We start from the raw sequence: 14,990 nt of genomic DNA, 5'->3' as shown, positions 1-14,990 counted from the left end.
GGCCGGGGACCGCGTCAGCCCTGCCCGTCCCGGTCCGCGGCGCCGAGGTCGCGGAAGACGGTGAGCGCGCCCGGGTCGTCGATGGTCGCCGGGACCGGCTCGTCGCGCCCCTCGACCAGGCCCCGCATGGTGCGCCGCAGGATCTTCCCGGAACGGGTCTTGGGCAGCGCCGGCACCACAGTCACCCGGCGGAACGCGGCCACCGGGCCGATCCGCTGCCGGACCAGCGCGACCAGTTCGGCGGCGAGCGCGTCCGGGTCCACGTCGGCGCCGGCCTTGAGCACCACGTACCCGCTGGGCACCTGCCCCTTCAGCGCGTCGGCCACGCCGATCACCGCGCACTCGGCCACCGCCGGGTGCGTCGCCAGGACCTCCTCCATCGCGCCGGTGGACAGGCGGTGCCCGGCCACGTTTATGACGTCGTCGGTGCGGCCCATCACGTACAGGTAGCCGTCCTCGTCGAACCGGCCGCCGTCGCCGGTCAGGTAGTGGCCGGGAAACGTCGACAGGTAGGAGCGGACGAACCGCTCGTCGTCACCCCAGAGCGTGGGCAGGCAGCCGGGCGGCAGCGGCAGCCGGATCACGATCGAGCCGTCCGTGCCGGGCGGCACGTCCCGGCCCGCGCCGTCGACCACGCGCACGTCGTAGCCGGGCACCGGCACCGTCGGCGACCCCGGCTTGATCGGCAGCGGCTCCAGGCCGCGCGGGTTGGCCGCCACCGGCCAGCCGGTCTCCGTCTGCCACCAGTTGTCGACCACGGGTACGCCGAGCCGCTGCCCCGCCCAGGCCCAGGTGTCCGGGTCCAGCCGCTCACCGGCGAGGAAGAGGGTACGCAGCGCGCTCAGGTCGTACCGGTCGATGTGCGCGCCGTCCGGGTCCTGGCGGCGGATCGCCCGGATCGCGGTGGGCGCGGTGAACAGGGCCGCCACCCGGTGCTCGGCGGCGACCCGCCAGAACGCCCCGGCGTCGGGGGTGCCGACCGGCTTGCCCTCGTAGAGCACGGTGGTCGCGCCGGTGAGCAGCGGCGCGTACACGATGTAGGAGTGGCCGACCACCCAGCCCACGTCGGAGGCGGCCCAGAAGACCTCGCCCGGCTCGATGCCGTAGACGTTGCGCATCGACCAGCGCAACGCCACCGCGTGCCCGCCGTTGTCCCGCACCACGCCCTTGGGCCGGCCGGTGGTGCCGGAGGTGTAGAGGACGTAGAGCGGGTCCGTGGCGGCCACCGGCTCGCACGGCGCCGGTTCCGCGTCCGCCATCACCTCGGCCCAGGTCAGGTCGCGGCCCGGCACCAGCGGCGCCGGTTCCTGCGGGCGCTGCACCACCACGCACCGCTCCGGCGCGTGCCCGGCCTCGTCCAGCGCGGCGGCCAGGATCGGGTGGTACGGCACCACCCGGTCGGCCTCGATGCCGCAGGAGGTCGCCACCACCACCTTCGGCCGCGCGTCGTCGATCCGGACGGCCAGCTCGTGCGCGGCGAAGCCGCCGAATACCACCGAGTGCACCGCGCCGATCCGGGCGCAGGCCAGCATGGCGATCACCGCCTCCGGGACCATCGCCAGGTAGAGCAGCACCCGGTCGCCCCGGCCGACGCCGAGCCGGCGCAGCGCACCGGCGAACCGGGCGGTCTCGGCGAGCAGTTCGGCGTAGGTGAGCGTGCGGACCGTGCCGGTCACCGGGCTGTCGTGGATCAACGCGGGCTGGTCGCCACGCCCGGCGGCGACGTGCCGGTCCAGCGCGTTGTGACAGGTGTTCAGCACCCCGTCGGGGAACCAGCGGTACAGCGGCGCCGCCTCCTCGTCGAGGATGTGCTCCGGCGGGATGACCCAGTCGATGTCGGCCGCCGCGTCCCGCCAGAAACCGGCCGGGTCGGCGATGCTCCGCTCGTACGCTGATCGATACGCGCCCATACCGTCATGCTGCGCCGCGGCGCACCGCCGGCACGACGGCCGGACGGGTCCGGTGCGCCGGAAGCACGGCCCGGCTCGCTGAACGGCCGCTCACGGCGGTGGGCGGTGGCCGCTCAGCCCAACGGGCGACGGATGAAGCCCGTGGGGCGGGGTAACCCAGCACGGTCCTGGTGGAGAGACGACCGGTGTCGCGGCGTACCGCGGCCGGGCACGCGGGCGGGCGGCGCGAATGCCGCCCGCCCGCGCATCCCGGGGCAAACCGAGTTTGATCGACGACGGCTGTCGACTAGCGTGCGCAGGCGTGAAAACCAATCGGATCTTGCCGATCCTCCTGACCTGTGCCGTGCTGGGGCTCGCCGCGTGCGGCGACGAGAAGCCCTCGACCACGGCCGGGCCGGCGGCCACCTCGGCCTCCGCCACCCCCTCGTCGGCTGCCCCCTCGCCGTCGGCGGCCGCCGCCGTGAGCGACAAGGAACTCTGCACCGCCGCAGAGAAGATCAACAAGGACATGCGGGCGAAGCTCATGACCGCCGTGCAGTCGGGCGGCGACCTGACGAAGCAGACCGGCGCGATCCTGACCGAGCTCGGTGACCGGGTGACCCAGCTCGCCGGGACCGCCGGCGACGGCAAGACGGCCACCGCCCTGAAGGAGTTCGCCGCGGAGGCCGCCAAGGCGGGCTCAGCCCCCGACCCGGGCACCGCCGCCGACAACCCCGCCATGGAGAAGGCCAGCAAGGACATCAACGCCGCCTGCAAGACGGCCGGCGCACCGACCACCTTCTGACGCCGACGCCCCTGTCGTCCGTCCGGCGCGCGCCGGACGGACGACAGTCACCTAGACGCCGGTCACCCAGTTCCAGGCGGAGACCACCCACTCGGTCTGCTGCAGGTACGCCACCCCCACGCCGACCAGGAACAACGCGGTGACCAGGTGAGCACCCTTGGCGCTGCGGCGCACCCGGCCGAACTGCCGTTCCAGGATCAGCCGGCCCAGCAGCCGGGCCAGCGCGAACAGGCCGACCGCGGTGAGCAGGCTGAGCACGAACGTGAGCAGCGGCGCGATCAGGTTGCCCCGCCCGGAGATCGCCCAGATGCCCCAGCAGACGAACGCGAACAGGGCCCCGGCGGCGCTCAGCTCCCCGCCCTTGCGGGCCTGGGCGAGATGCCAGCTCATCGGCCGGCGCGGCGCCGGCTCACCGGCCCAGTCGCCGTGCTGCTCGACGGTGGGGAACTGCTCGGTGCGGGGCGTACGCCGCGTGCGCGGCTGACCGACCGCCGCCACCCCGCGCTGGAACGCGTCCCGCTGCGGGGGCACCACCCCCGGCTGGGGCGGCACCTCCACGGTGCGCTCGGCCCACGGCTGTGTCTGGTCCGCCATCCTCGTCCTCCCCCTCGGCCGATCCCGGCCTCGCTTCCGAGGGTAGCCAGCCCGCAAATAGGGTGCCGACCCCCATCGCGGTGCGATACACACGTGCCGTGACTGACGTGCTGGTATCCCGAGCTGAGGACTTCGACGACATCGCGGCGCTGCTGGCGCTGGCCTTCCACGGCGATCTGGACCCCGACGTGCAGGCGCTCGAACGCCCGATCTTCGAGCCGGACCGGTCGTTACTGGTCCGCGACGGCGGGACGGTCGTGGCAAACGCCGCCGCGTTCAGCCGCGAGCTCGCGGTGCCCGGCGCGAACGTGCCGGCCGCGCACGTGACGATGGTCGCTGTCGCGCCGACGCACCGGCGGCGCGGCCTGCTCACCGCGCTGATGCACCGCCAGCTGCGGGACGTCCGCGACGCCGGCCGGGAACCGATCGCGGTGCTCTGGGCCAGCGAGGGCCGCATCTATCCCCGGTTCGGCTACGGGTCGGCGGCACCGCGGTACATGCTGTCCGTGGACACCACCGGGCTGCGCCTGCCCGCCCCGGCGCCCGCCGAGGGCAGGCTGCGTCTGGACCGTCCGGAGGCGCGCCGGGACGAGCTGGCCCGGCTGTACGAGCAGGCGCGCGCCGACCGCCCCGGCTGGTCCCGCCGCGACGAGCGCTGGTGGTCGTACCTGCTGGCGGACCTCAAGGCGCACCGGGGCGGCGCCACCGAACGCCGGGTGCTGCTGCACGAGGGCCCCGGCGGGCTCGACGGGTACGCGCTCTACCGGACGAAGGACAGCTCGACGGCCACCGGCCCGCAGGCCGAGACGCAGGTCGGCGAGGTGGTGGCGCTGACGCCGGAGGCGTACACGGCGTTGTGGCGGCTGCTGCTCTCGGTCGACCTGACCCGCCGGCTGTCGTTCCCGATCGCGGCCCTGGACGAGCCGCTGCTGCGGCTGGTGGACGAACCCCGCCAGCTCTCCCCGCACCTCGCCGACGCGCTCTGGGTGCGGGTGGTGGACGTGCCGGCCGCGCTCGCCGCCCGGCGCTACGCCGCTGACGTGGACGTGGTGATCGAGGTCACCGACGAGCTGCTGAAGGAGAACACCGGCCGCTGGCGGCTGGTCGGCGGCCCGGACGGGGCGGAGTGCACGCCCACCACCGCACCGGCCGGGCTGGCGTGTGACGTACGCGCGCTCGGTGAGCTGTACCTCGGCGGCGCGAACCCGTACGCGCTGGCCGCCGCCGGCCGTGTCCAAGAGCTGCTCCCGGACACGCTGACCGCGCTGACGCCCGCCTTCACCTGGTACCGCGCCCCCTCCCCCATGGAGGTCTTCTGACCGCCCGCCCCGCCCGTTTTCCCCGTCGATCATGAAGTTGGCGGCGTGAACCGTCCGTTTCGTCCCGGCCAACTTCATGATCGCGCGGGCGCGGGCGCGACCCCGGCCGCGGGTGGGTCGGGGGCGGTACGGTCGGGGGATGGGTGAGGCGGAGCGACGGCGACGACGGCTACGGCATCACGGCGAGGCCGGCGCCCCGGCCGACAGCGCCGACGGCACCACGGCCAGCACCGCCCCCGTACACGACGACGTGACGCCCCGGGCCCCGCGCGGCGGCCGGCCGGGCGAGCCGGAGCCGCGCGGACGCCGCGCCGCCCCGACCGCCGAGGAGGGCGAGCGCGGGCTGCGCGGGCTGGTCGGCTCCGGCTCGTCGCAGGTGAGCGTCACCGCCGCGCTGCGGGCACGGGACGCCGCCCGCCCCACCGACGACGATCTCGCCGCGGCGGAGGAGCGGGTGGTGCTGATCCGGCGCAACTGGGTGCCCCGCGAGGAGCTGCCCCGCAACGGGCGGTGAGCCCGGCGGCGTCCGGTCAGGCGGGCAGCTCGGGCAGCTTGCGGCTCTGCTCGTAGGCGGCCACCTGCTCGATGCGCCGGCTGTGCCGGGGGTTGCCGGAGAACGGCGTGGTCAGGAACGCCTCGACCAGCGCGGTCGCCTCGTCCAGCGTGTGCTGCCGGGCACCGATCGCGACGACGTTGGCGTCGTTGTGCTCGCGGGCCAGCTGGGCGGTCTCCACGTTCCAGGCCAGCGCCGCCCGGACGCCGGCGACCTTGTTCGCGGCGATCTGCTCGCCGTTGCCGGAGCCGCCGATGACCACGCCGAGGCTGCCCGGGTCACCGACCACCCGGTCGCCGGTGTGCAGGCAGAACGCCGGGTAGTCGTCGTCCGGGTCGAAGGCGTGCGGACCCACGTCCACCACCTCGTAGCCCTGCTTGGCCAGGTGGTTGGCGAGGTGCACCTTCAACTCGAAACCGGCGTGGTCGGATCCCAGGTAGACGCGCATACCGCGCAGTCTGACAGGCCCGCCTCCGGGCCGGCGAACCGGCGGCGACCCGGAGGCGGTACGTCACACGGTCAGTGCGGCAGCTCGGCCACGACCAGGCCGGCCCGCGCCTTCGGGGTGAACCAGGTGCTCTTGCGGGGCATCTTCTCCCGGGCCAGGTTCACCGCGACGAAGTCGTCCACGGTCACCGGCGCGACGAGCACCGCCAGCTCGGCCCGGCCGGCGTCGACCTCACCGACGAGCCAGCTCGCCGGATAGTCGCCGCCCACGTACGTGATCCGCTTGTCGCCCGGGTCGAGGCCCAGCGCGTCGCGCAGCAGCAGACGCTCGACGAGCGCGTGGTCGAGGTTCTCCAGCCGGCCCGCGCCGACGTGCGGCAGCGTCACCGCGTACCCCCGGCCGCCGAGGTAGAGGCGCACGACGCCGCCGGTGGCCGGCACGTCGACCGGCCCGTCCACCGGGGTGATCTCCGCGCCCGCCGCGCGCAGCCGGTCGAGCAGCTCCTCCGGCGTGGTGGTCAGCTCGCTGACCAGCCGGTTGTAGGGCTGGATCGCGACCGACGCGGGCGTGGTGACCACCGCGAGGAAACGCGGGAACCCGCCGGTCTGCGCGGCCAGGCTGCGGTGGTTGCCGTCCGCGACCACCAGCTCCCCGCCGCCCGCGAGCGCGGTCAGCTCGTCCTGCGCCGGGCCCGGGCCGAGCAGCCAGATGGCGTGCGTGCGACCGGACTGGTCGACGTCCGTCGCGGCGGGGGCCCCGGCCGCCTCGGTCGCCGCCGCGAGCGCGGCGTGCAGCTCGTCGCCCCTACCGGTCTGGAGCAGCAGTACGGGCGAGAGCAGATGACCGAGCGCCTCGGCCAGCGCGACGCGCTCGCGCACCTTGGCGATGAACACGTCCTCGTTGCGGATCACCAGGCCCGGCTCGTCGGCGCGGGTGGAGATCTGGTCGGTGTCGACCATGGCCCACAGCCCGTACGCGCTCTCCTCGCCCGGCGCGCTGATCCGGTAGAGCACCACCACCTGCTCGGCCGGCGTGTAGCTGCCGTCCGCCTTCGCCTCGGCCAGGCGCGCCACCGCGTCCGGCAGCGCGTCGAGGAACGACTTCCCGAGGCTGCCCGGCGCCCGGTGGGGCATCTCGATGCCCAGCGCGCTGTGCGGATTCGCCTCGACGATGGAGGTGATCTCCGCGTCGTCGGCGAACTCGTCGTAGTTCTGCGCGCCGGTGCCGCCAGTGGTGATCCAGGCCCGGTTGATCGGATGCACGACCGTCATGTCCGCTGACGCTACCCGGGCCCCGATCGCCCGCGCCGCCGGACTCACCCCCTTACCACCAGGTGAAAGGAAGGGCCCCCTGTTAACGCCTCCGGTAGAGGAAGGGCCCCTTCTTAACACCGGGAGGGCGGCTCAGGCGGTGGGGTTACGGTGCCGGCCCGGAACCGGACGGCGAGCCGGGGCGGCGGGGCGGGAGCCGGCGTTGAGGCGTACCGTCGTCGCGCCCGCGGCGGCGCCGGTACGCGACGGCGCCCGCCCGGGCCGGACGGTCTCGGCCGGCGGCGTCATCCGCGACGTGGCCACCACCCGGGCCACGCCGACCACGATCGGCGGGGCCAGCAGGTCGGCCACCTCGGCCGGGCCGGCCGGCCAGGCGCTCTCGGTCACCGACCAGTACGTCGCACCGGAGTCCTCGGTCGCCGGCTGCGGCGCGTCGTCGGACATGCGGCGGTGCTTAGCCATGGGAACGCCTCCAGGAGCTGCCGTGGTGCGGCCCCGCGTGGGCCGTCGGCTGGGACATCCGGTGAAACGAGCCCCGCACCGGCCCGGTGACGGGCGGGTGCGGGGCTCGGGGCGCGCTGCGGGTGTTAACAAGGGGCCCTTCCGCTACCGGAGGCGTTAAGAAGGGGCCCTTCCTTACCCCTCAGTCGAAGATGGGGCCCTGCTCGCGGGTGCGCTTCAGCTCGTAGAACCCGGGGGTGGCGGAGACCAGCAGCACACCGTCCCAGAGCCGGCCGGCCGCCTCGCCCTTGGGCGCCGGGGTGATCACCGGGCCGAAGAAGGCGACCTGCCCGCCGTCCGGGCCCGGCGCGTGGATCACCGGCGTGCCCACCTCGGTGCCGACCGGCCGCATGCCCGCCTCGTGGCTGGCCCGCAGCGCGTCGTCGTACTGGGTGGACTCGGCGGCGTCGGCGAGCGCCGGGTCCAGACCGACGTCGGTGAGCGCGCCGACCAGCATGTCGCGGCCCAGTTCCTCCTTGCCGAGGTGGATCCGGGTGCCCATCGCGGTGTAGAGCTTCGCCAGCGTCTCGGCGCCGTGCGCCTGCTCGACGGCGATGCACACCCGCACCGGACCCCAGCCCTTGACCATCAGGTCCTGGTACTCCTCCGGCAGGTCCCGGCCCTCGTTGAGCACGGACAGGCTCATCACATGGAACCGGATGTCCACGTCCCGGACCTGCTCGACCTCGAGCAGCCAGCGGGAGGTGATCCAGGCCCACGGGCACAGCGGGTCGAACCACATGTCCGCGGTGACACGTTCGGTCACGGTGTCATCCCTTCACGACAACGTCGCGCCGGGGATCCGGCGCGGTCACTCCCGATCCTCCACCCACGGCCGTATCGACCGGTACCGGAATGAGAGCGTGACCTCGACCACCGGGAGCGGTCCGTGCATGGAAGACTCGGTTCTCAGCGGGCCGTCACGAGCGGGCCGGGAAAGACCGGTGCCGCGGGGCGCGGCGAGACGAGTGGGATGGAGACGAACAGTGCCGGGAGTGCGCAACCTGACCCAGGTCGAGGCGACCGAGCGGGCCCGCCTGCTCGAGGTGACCGGGTACGACATCAGCCTTGACCTGTCGACCGCGGTGCAGCCCACCGGTCGCACGTTCCGCTCGGTGACCGAGGTCCGGTTCCGCTGCGCCGAGCCGGGGGCCACCACCTTCATCGAGGCGGCCGCCGAGTCGGTGCGTTCCGCCACGCTCAACGGCGAGCCGGTCGACCTGTCCGGCTGGTCCGCCGAGAAGGGCCTCACGCTGACCGGCCTGGCCGCCGAGAACGTGCTCGTGGTCGACGCCGACTTCGGCTACTCGAACAGCGGGCAGGGCCTGCACCGCACCGTCGACCCGGTGGACGGCGAGACCTACCTGTACAGCCAGTTCGAGACCGCCGACGCGCAGAAGGTCTACGCCTGCTTCGACCAGCCCGACCTGAAGAGCGTCTACACCTGGCACGCCACGGTGCCGGACCACTGGCGGGTCGTGTCGAACATGCCGGTGGCCCGCGAGGAGGCGGCCGGTGAGGGGCTGAAGACCGTGCACTTCGCGCTCTCGGAGCGGATGAGCACCTACATCACCGCGCTCTGCGCCGGGCCGTACCACGAGGTGCGCCGCAGCCACGACGGCATCGACATGGGCTACTTCTGCCGGGCCAGCATGGCCCCGCACATGGACGCCGACGACCTGCACCTGATCACCACGCAGGGCTTCGACTTCTTCCAGGAGAAGTTCGGCGTGCGTTACCCGCTGCCCAAGTACGACCAGCTCTGGGTGCCCGACTTCAACGCCGGCGCGATGGAGAACTTCGGCTGCGTCACGCACGCCGAGTCGCACTACATCTTCCGCTCGCAGGTCACCGACTTCGAGTACGAGCAGCGCGCCAACACGATCCTGCACGAGCTGGCGCACATGTGGTTCGGTGACCTGGTCACCATGCGCTGGTGGAACGACCTGTGGCTGAACGAGTCGTTCGCCGAGTGGGCCAGCCACTGGTGCAACACGCACGCCACCCGCTTCACCGACGCCTGGACCACGTTCCTGTCGATCCGCAAGAACTGGGGTTACCGGCAGGACCAGCTCTCCTCCACCCACCCGGTCTACTGCGAGATGCCGGACCTGGAGGCGGTCGAGGTCAACTTCGACGGCATCACGTACGCCAAGGGCGCGAGCGTGCTCAAGCAGCTCGTCGCGTACGTGGGCGAGGAGCCGTTCCTGGCCGGCCTGCGCGCCTACTTCGGCAAGTACGCGTGGGGCAACGCCACCTTCGACGACCTGCTGTCCGAGCTGGAGACGGCCTCGGGCCGGGAGCTGCGCAAGTTCGCCGCCCAGTGGCTGGAGACCGCGCAGGTCAACACGTTGCGCCCGGAGGTGACCATCGGCGCCGACGGCACGTACGAGCGGGTGGTGGTCCGGCAGGAGGCGCCGTCGGGCTACCCGACGCTGCGTACCCACCGCATCGGCGTGGGCCTGTACGACCTGACCGACGGCCGGCTGGTGCGCCGGGAGCTGATCGAGACGGACGTGACCGGCGAGCTGACCGAGCTGTCCGAGCTGCACGGCAAGCCCGCCGCGGACGTGCTGCTGCTCAACGACGAGGACCTCACGTACGCCAAGCTGCGGCTGGACGAGCGGTCGATGGCCACCGTGGTGCAGCACATCGCCGGCTTCGACTCGTCGCTGGCCCGGGCGCTGTGCTGGACGGCCGCCTGGGACATGACCCGTGACGCCGAGCTGTCGGCCCGCGACTACGTGGCGCTGGTGCTGGCCGGGCTGACCGCCGAGACGGACATCAACCTGGTCACGGCCACGCTGCGGCAGGCGAACACCGCGCTCACCTTCTACGCCGACCCGGAATGGGCGCCGACCGGCTGGGCGGACCTGGCCCGTACCGCCCGGACCGCGCTGGCCGCCGCCGAGCCGGGCAGCGGTTTCCAGCTCGCCTGGGCCCGCGCGTACGCCTCGTCGGCCCGTTCCGGCGAGGACCTGGCGACGCTGCGCGGCTGGCTGGACGGCAACGGGGTGCCGGAGGGGCTGACCGTCGACACCGAGCTGCGCTGGACCGTGCTGCAGTCGCTCGTGGCCAACGGCGCCGCCGGTGCCGCCGACGTGGACGCGGAACTGGCCGCCGACCGTACCGCCAGCGGCGAGCGGGAGGCCGCGTACGCGCACGCGCTGGTGCCGACCGAGGAGAACAAGGCGGCGGTGTGGGCGCTGCTCACCGGCCCGGACGCGCTGCCCAACTGGCGCAACCGGGCGCTGCTGCAGGGCTTCACCCACGCGGCGCAGGTCGAGCTGACCGCGCCGTACCGGGAGCGGTACTTCGCCACGGTGGACCAGGTGTGGGCGCAGCGTGACAGCGAGCCGGCGCAGGAGTTCGTCCAGCTCGCCTACCCGGCGCACCTGGTCGAGGAGGACACGGTCGCGGCCACCGACGCGTGGCTGGCCCAGGACGGGCGGCCGGCGTCGCTGCGGCGGCTGGTGGCGGAGGGTCGCGACGGTGTGGTCCGCGCGCTGAGGGCCCGCGAGCGGGACGCCCGCAGCGCCTGAAAGCAGGGGCGCGGCGGCCGGGGGCCGGCGTGGGTGGGAGCCCGCGCCGACCCCCGGCCGTTATCGTGTGCGGAGGAGGTGGACGTGATGGCACAACCGACCCACGAGTGGCGCCCGCCGGAGCGGCCGTGGCAGGAGCAGGACCTGTCCGACCTCCCCGAGGACGGAAGCCGCTACGAGATCATCGACGGGAGCCTGCACGTGACCCCACCCCCCGGGTACGGGCACCAACTTCTGGCCGACGAGATCCGATCGGCGCTCCAGGCCACTGCGCCGGCCGGTTGGTGGGTCATTCGGGAGGCCGGACTCCGGGCACCTGTCGCCAATCTCATTCCGGACATCTCCGTGCTGAAGCCGAGCGCTCCCCCGGACGGCTTGTGGACGCACCCCTCGGATGTCGCGCTCGTCGTCGAGATCGAGTCACCCAGCAGCCGCCGGTATGACCGGCTGATCAAGCCTCCGCTCTATGCCGAGGCCGGCATCCCGCACTACTGGCGGGTGGAGCGAGGCGACTTCGGCCCGGTGATCTACCGCTACCAACTGGTCAAGGGTGTCCACTACAACCTGATGGGTACGGTCGGGCCGGATGACGCCGCCCAGCTCGACGAGCCGTGGCCCATGCGCCTGGATCCTTCTGCCTGGCCCCGCTGAGACGACGAGAAAGCCCGGCCCGCGCGGTGCGCGGGCCGGGCTTCGTCGTGTGCGGGGCGGGTCAGCCCTTGCCGGCGTGGCTGGCGAGCTGGTCGAGGCCCTGGATGATGCCGCCGGCCAGGTCGCCGCCACCGAAGGCGGCCACCATGGAGAGCGCGGCCAGCTTCGCGTACGTGTCCGGGATGCGCTTGCGCGCGTACCGGCCGGTGACGACCTCCAGCTGCCGCTGGTTGGGCGACACCGCGATCAGCACCGAGCGGTCGGGCTCGGCGAGCTGGCGGTGCAGCCGCTCGGCGTGCTCCCGGATCGGCTCGTCCAGCCCGCCGACGTAGACCGAGAAGACCAGGCCGGTGCCCTGGTCGGCGAGGCGCAGCGCCTCGTCGATGCGGAGCAGCTGACGGGTCGAGAACGGTCCGTCCAGCACGTCGGGCGGAGTGTCCGTCCCCGTCGTGGGCCGCGCTTCACCAACGGTCACTTGCGCCTCCGGTTCCACCGGCCGGCGCCTCCCGGCCGGCCTGCTCCTGCTTGCGGCTGGTCAACGCCGGCGCCTGCGCTCCGGCGGACAGCGCCGTGCCGGCCGAGTCGGCCAGCTGCTCCGGACGGCTCAGGAACCAGACCGGAGTGAAGTCGAAGGGCCGGCCCGGCCGGTAGCGCTTGGCGCCGCCACCGTTGCCACGGCTGCCCCCGACGGCCGCCAGGCCGGCGATCAGCAGCACCGCGGCGGCCGGGATGCCGACGAAGACCACCAACGTCTCGGTAACAGACAATCCCAACGCCCCCAGGCGGAAAGAGAGACCAGGAATGATTCGGGTCGGGTGACCGGTCAGGACCGGCCGCGCCGCACCTCACTTGTGATGTTCACGTTAGCGGAGTCGGTGGCCAGCCAGATTGCGGGGTGCTGATCCCATCCGCCACTCGAGTGCTCAAGCTGCGCGGCAGTGGCGACCAATGTCGCGTCGTCGCCGTACCGGCCGGTGAGCAGCACCCCGACCGGCAGGCCGTCGGGGGTGCGTCCGACCGGCAGGGAAACGGACGGATCGCCGGTGACGTTGAAGACCGCGCAGTACGGCGAGAAGCGCCGCTGCCTGTCGAAATCCTCTGCCGGTTCGAGGGCGGCGAGCTCGCCGACCGGCATCCGCGGGGCCGCGAGCGTCGGGCAGAGCAGCAGGTCACAACCGGCGGTACGGCGTACGCCGAGGCGTACCTGCGCCTGCAGCTCGCCGAGCGCGGCCATCAGCGTGGGGACGCCGAGGGCCGCGCCGCGCTCCCGCAGGTACCGGGTCAGCGGCAGCAGCTCGCCTTCCCGGTCGGGCGGGACCGGTGTGACCGCCAGCGCGTACCAGAGGGTCTCGAACAGCGGCCACGCCTCGGGGCCGAGCGGCGCGGGGACGTCGACCACCTCGTGCCCGGCGTCGGTGAGCAGCGCGGCGGCCCGGTCGACGGCGTCGACGCAGTCGGGGTGGACCGGCTCGTCGGCGAGCATCGGCGTGGTGAAGCGGCCGACGCGCAGCCGGCCGGGGCCGGTGGCGCGGGCGGAGCGGGCGACGCCGAGGTAGCCGCCGGCGGGCGCGGCCGGCGGCAGGTACGGCTCGCCGGGCACGGGTCGCGCCAGCACGTCGAGCAGCGCGGCCACGTCGGCGACGGTGCGGCCGATCGGCCCGTTCACCGGCAGCCCGAAGCCGCCGAAGCCGAGTGGCCCGCCGGAGACCATGCCCCGGCTGGGTTTGTAGCCGATCAGGCCGCAGAGCGCGGCCGGGATGCGCAGCGAGCCGCCGCCGTCGGAGCCCTGGGCCACCGGCACCAGTCCGGCGGCCACCGCTGCGGCCGCCCCGCCGCTGGACCCGCCCGCTGTGCCCGCGAGGTCCCACGGGTTGCGGGCCGGCGGCGCCACCAGCCCCTCGGAGTACAGCGAGCAGCCCAGCTCGGAGGTGGTGGTCTTGCCGACGCTGACCAGGCCGGCGTCGGTCATGAGGCGGACCACGTCGGCGTCGACCGGCGGGACGAAGTCGGCGAAGGCGGCCGAGCCGAAGGTGGTGCGTACCCCGGCGGTGAGGGTCAGGTCCTTGATCGCGGTCGGCACGCCGTGCAGGGGATGCCGGTCCGCCGCCGGGACCGCGTCGGCCGCCCGGGCCGCCGCCCGCGCGTGTTCGGCGGTGACGGTGACGAACGCGCCGACGGTGTCGCCGAGCGCCTCGACCCGGCGCAGGTGGTGCTCGACAAGTTCCAGGCTGGACAGCTCGCCCCGGCGGATCGCGGCGGCCTGTTCCAGCGCGGTCAGGTCGTGCGGCTCGGCCATGCCGTCCATCCTGCCGGTCCGGCGGCCGGGAGGCCGGGCGACACGTCCGGCGGGTCCTGAGCAGCGCCGGGTGCGTCCGTCGACTCTAGGGCGACGACGGACGCACCCGCGCCGGTCTCAGCGGCCGAGGAACCGCAGCGCGTTGCCGCCGAGCAGCGCGGCCCGCTGATCGTCGGTGAGGAAGTCCGCCCGGTGCACCACCTGGCCCACCGGCCGCTCCCCCAGCGGGTACGGGTAGTCGCTGCCGAGCAGCACCCGCTCGGCGCCCATGGTGTCCACGAGCAGCCGCAGCGCGGCCGGCTCGAAGACCACCGAGTCGACGTGGAACCGGTCCACGTACGAGCTGGGCGGCGCGCTCGACGCGCCGCGTACCAGGTCGCCGCGGCGGTGCCAGGCGTTGTCGGCGCGGCCCAGCCAGAACGGGAAGCTGCCGCCACCGTGCGCGAAGCAGATCCGCAGCGTCTCCGGCACCCGGTCGAACACGCCGCCGAGGATCAGCGCCAGCACCGACAGGTGCGTCTCGGCCGGCATCCCGGTCAGCCACCGGGCCATCCACCGGTCCAGGCGGGGGCCGCCGGGCATGTCCCACGGATGCACGAAGACCGGCGCGCCGACCTCGGCGCAGTGGGTGAGGAACTGCACGATGCCCGCGTCGTCCAGGTCCCGGTCGCCGACGTGGTTGCCGATCTCCACCCCGGCGTGCCCGGCCGCCAGGCAGCGGTCCAGCTCGGCGCAGGCCGCGTCCGCGTCCTGCAACGGCACCTGGCAGAACGGCACCAGCCGGTCGCCGCCGGCCGCGGTGACCTCCAGCGTGAGGTCGTTGAAGATCCGGGCCACCTTGACCGCCTGGTCGGCCGGGCGGTCGTAGCTGAAGAAGACCGGGGTGGGCGAGACGACCTGCACGTCCACGCCGTCGGCGGCCATGTCGGCGAGCCGGGTCGGCGCGTCCCAGCACTGCGCGCCGATCGGGCGGAACTCCGTCTCCCCCACCATGATCATGGCGGCGCGCTCGGAGTCCACCCGCAGCCAGGGCCAGCCGGACCCGCCGCACGCCGCGGCGAGGTCCGGCCACCCCTTCGGTACGACGTGCGTGTGCACGTCCACGACCGGCATCGACACCG

14 protein-coding genes and 1 pseudogene are annotated in these 14,990 nt (G+C 73.7%); 5 read left to right on the top strand and 10 right to left on the bottom strand.

Annotation, left to right across the window (positions count from 1 at the left end; all coding sequences use genetic code 11):
- Window positions 1-14 precede the first annotated feature (14 nt).
- A pseudogene (locus KBX43_RS14075) lies at window positions 15-1,976 on the bottom strand (propionyl-CoA synthetase); the annotation flags it as partial.
- A 235-nt stretch (window positions 1,977-2,211) separates the two neighbouring features.
- On the opposite strand from KBX43_RS14075, the gene KBX43_RS14070 reads away from it, so the two are divergent.
- On the top strand, window positions 2,212-2,694 hold the full coding sequence (locus KBX43_RS14070; protein ID WP_210884682.1) for a hypothetical protein: 483 nt from the start codon (window positions 2,212-2,214) through the stop codon (window positions 2,692-2,694).
- A 51-nt stretch (window positions 2,695-2,745) separates the two neighbouring features.
- Here KBX43_RS14070 and KBX43_RS14065 read toward each other — a convergent pair whose 3' ends face one another.
- A complete protein-coding gene (locus KBX43_RS14065; RefSeq protein ID WP_069087304.1) occupies window positions 2,746-3,288 on the bottom strand; it encodes a hypothetical protein in 543 nt (180 codons plus the stop codon).
- Window positions 3,289-3,386: 98 nt separating this feature from the next.
- On the opposite strand from KBX43_RS14065, the gene KBX43_RS14060 reads away from it, so the two are divergent.
- Together KBX43_RS14060 and KBX43_RS14055 are read left to right on the top strand one after the other, a co-directional pair.
- Window positions 3,387-4,607 carry a GNAT family N-acetyltransferase gene (locus tag KBX43_RS14060; RefSeq protein ID WP_307851522.1) on the top strand — a complete coding sequence of 407 codons (1,221 nt, stop codon included), beginning with the start codon at window positions 3,387-3,389 and terminating at the stop codon, window positions 4,605-4,607.
- Between the two features lie 139 nt (window positions 4,608-4,746).
- Entirely contained in the window at window positions 4,747-5,121 is a 375-nt protein-coding gene (locus tag KBX43_RS14055) for a hypothetical protein (protein ID WP_043328934.1), read from the top strand.
- Window positions 5,122-5,137: 16 nt separating this feature from the next.
- Here KBX43_RS14055 and KBX43_RS14050 read toward each other — a convergent pair whose 3' ends face one another.
- The 4 genes from KBX43_RS14050 to KBX43_RS14035 all read right to left on the bottom strand — a co-directional run bounded on the left by KBX43_RS14050 (window position 5,138) and on the right by KBX43_RS14035 (window position 8,146).
- On the bottom strand, window positions 5,138-5,608 hold the full coding sequence (locus tag KBX43_RS14050) for a ribose-5-phosphate isomerase (RefSeq protein WP_043328932.1): 471 nt from the start codon (window positions 5,606-5,608) through the stop codon (window positions 5,138-5,140).
- 71 nt (window positions 5,609-5,679) lie between these two features.
- The gene (locus tag KBX43_RS14045; RefSeq protein ID WP_210884677.1) at window positions 5,680-6,879 is read right to left on the bottom strand and encodes a DUF1015 family protein; all 1,200 of its coding nucleotides are present in this window, start codon (window positions 6,877-6,879) and stop codon (window positions 5,680-5,682) included.
- Between the two features lie 132 nt (window positions 6,880-7,011).
- Entirely contained in the window at window positions 7,012-7,341 is a 330-nt protein-coding gene (locus tag KBX43_RS14040) for a hypothetical protein (RefSeq protein WP_064448642.1), read from the bottom strand.
- A gap of 181 nt (window positions 7,342-7,522) precedes the next feature.
- A complete protein-coding gene (locus KBX43_RS14035) occupies window positions 7,523-8,146 on the bottom strand; it encodes a DSBA oxidoreductase (RefSeq protein WP_043328926.1) in 624 nt (207 codons plus the stop codon).
- A gap of 229 nt (window positions 8,147-8,375) precedes the next feature.
- Here KBX43_RS14035 and pepN point away from each other — a divergent pair, with 229 nt between their 5' ends.
- Window positions 8,376-10,922, top strand: coding sequence for an aminopeptidase N (gene pepN / locus KBX43_RS14030; protein ID WP_209964409.1), 2,547 nt, complete (start codon window positions 8,376-8,378; stop codon window positions 10,920-10,922).
- 87 nt (window positions 10,923-11,009) lie between these two features.
- Window positions 11,010-11,573 (top strand): Uma2 family endonuclease, encoded by a 564-nt coding sequence (locus KBX43_RS14025; RefSeq protein ID WP_210884670.1) that lies wholly within the window; start codon window positions 11,010-11,012, stop codon window positions 11,571-11,573.
- 61 nt (window positions 11,574-11,634) lie between these two features.
- On the opposite strand, the gene KBX43_RS14020 is transcribed toward KBX43_RS14025, so the two are convergent.
- From KBX43_RS14020 to KBX43_RS14005, 4 genes are all read right to left on the bottom strand, one after another.
- Entirely contained in the window at window positions 11,635-12,048 is a 414-nt protein-coding gene (locus tag KBX43_RS14020; RefSeq protein WP_030502180.1) for a DUF5130 family protein, read from the bottom strand.
- Window positions 12,035-12,322, bottom strand: a complete 288-nt coding sequence (locus KBX43_RS14015; RefSeq protein WP_043328923.1) for a hypothetical protein — start codon at window positions 12,320-12,322, stop codon at window positions 12,035-12,037. The genes KBX43_RS14020 and KBX43_RS14015 overlap by 14 nt, the downstream gene beginning before the upstream one ends.
- A 74-nt stretch (window positions 12,323-12,396) precedes the next feature.
- Window positions 12,397-13,869 carry an amidase gene (locus KBX43_RS14010; protein ID WP_210884668.1) on the bottom strand — a complete coding sequence of 491 codons (1,473 nt, stop codon included), beginning with the start codon at window positions 13,867-13,869 and terminating at the stop codon, window positions 12,397-12,399.
- A gap of 117 nt (window positions 13,870-13,986) precedes the next feature.
- The gene (locus KBX43_RS14005) at window positions 13,987-14,988 is read right to left on the bottom strand and encodes an amidohydrolase family protein (RefSeq protein ID WP_176722732.1); all 1,002 of its coding nucleotides are present in this window, start codon (window positions 14,986-14,988) and stop codon (window positions 13,987-13,989) included.
- Window positions 14,989-14,990: the final 2 nt, after the last annotated feature.

This window comes from Micromonospora sp. C41, from assembly GCF_018070485.1.
Classification (GTDB): Bacteria; Actinomycetota; Actinomycetes; order Mycobacteriales; family Micromonosporaceae; genus Micromonospora; species Micromonospora chalcea.
Note: the sequence above shows the minus strand (reverse complement) of the source record. Positions and strands in the feature narration are given on the sequence as shown.

Coding starts and splice junctions, on each gene's coding strand:
- KBX43_RS14065 (WP_069087304.1), bottom strand. CDS start 3,288: ATGGCGGACCAGACACAGCCGTGGGCCGAGCGCACCGTGGAGGTGCCG.
- KBX43_RS14055 (WP_043328934.1), top strand. CDS start 4,747: ATGGGTGAGGCGGAGCGACGGCGACGACGGCTACGGCATCACGGCGAG.
- KBX43_RS14050 (WP_043328932.1), bottom strand. CDS start 5,608: ATGCGCGTCTACCTGGGATCCGACCACGCCGGTTTCGAGTTGAAGGTG.
- KBX43_RS14045 (WP_210884677.1), bottom strand. CDS start 6,879: ATGACGGTCGTGCATCCGATCAACCGGGCCTGGATCACCACTGGCGGC.
- KBX43_RS14040 (WP_064448642.1), bottom strand. CDS start 7,341: ATGGCTAAGCACCGCCGCATGTCCGACGACGCGCCGCAGCCGGCGACC.
- KBX43_RS14025 (WP_210884670.1), top strand. CDS start 11,010: ATGGCACAACCGACCCACGAGTGGCGCCCGCCGGAGCGGCCGTGGCAG.
- KBX43_RS14010 (WP_210884668.1), bottom strand. CDS start 13,869: ATGGCCGAGCCGCACGACCTGACCGCGCTGGAACAGGCCGCCGCGATC.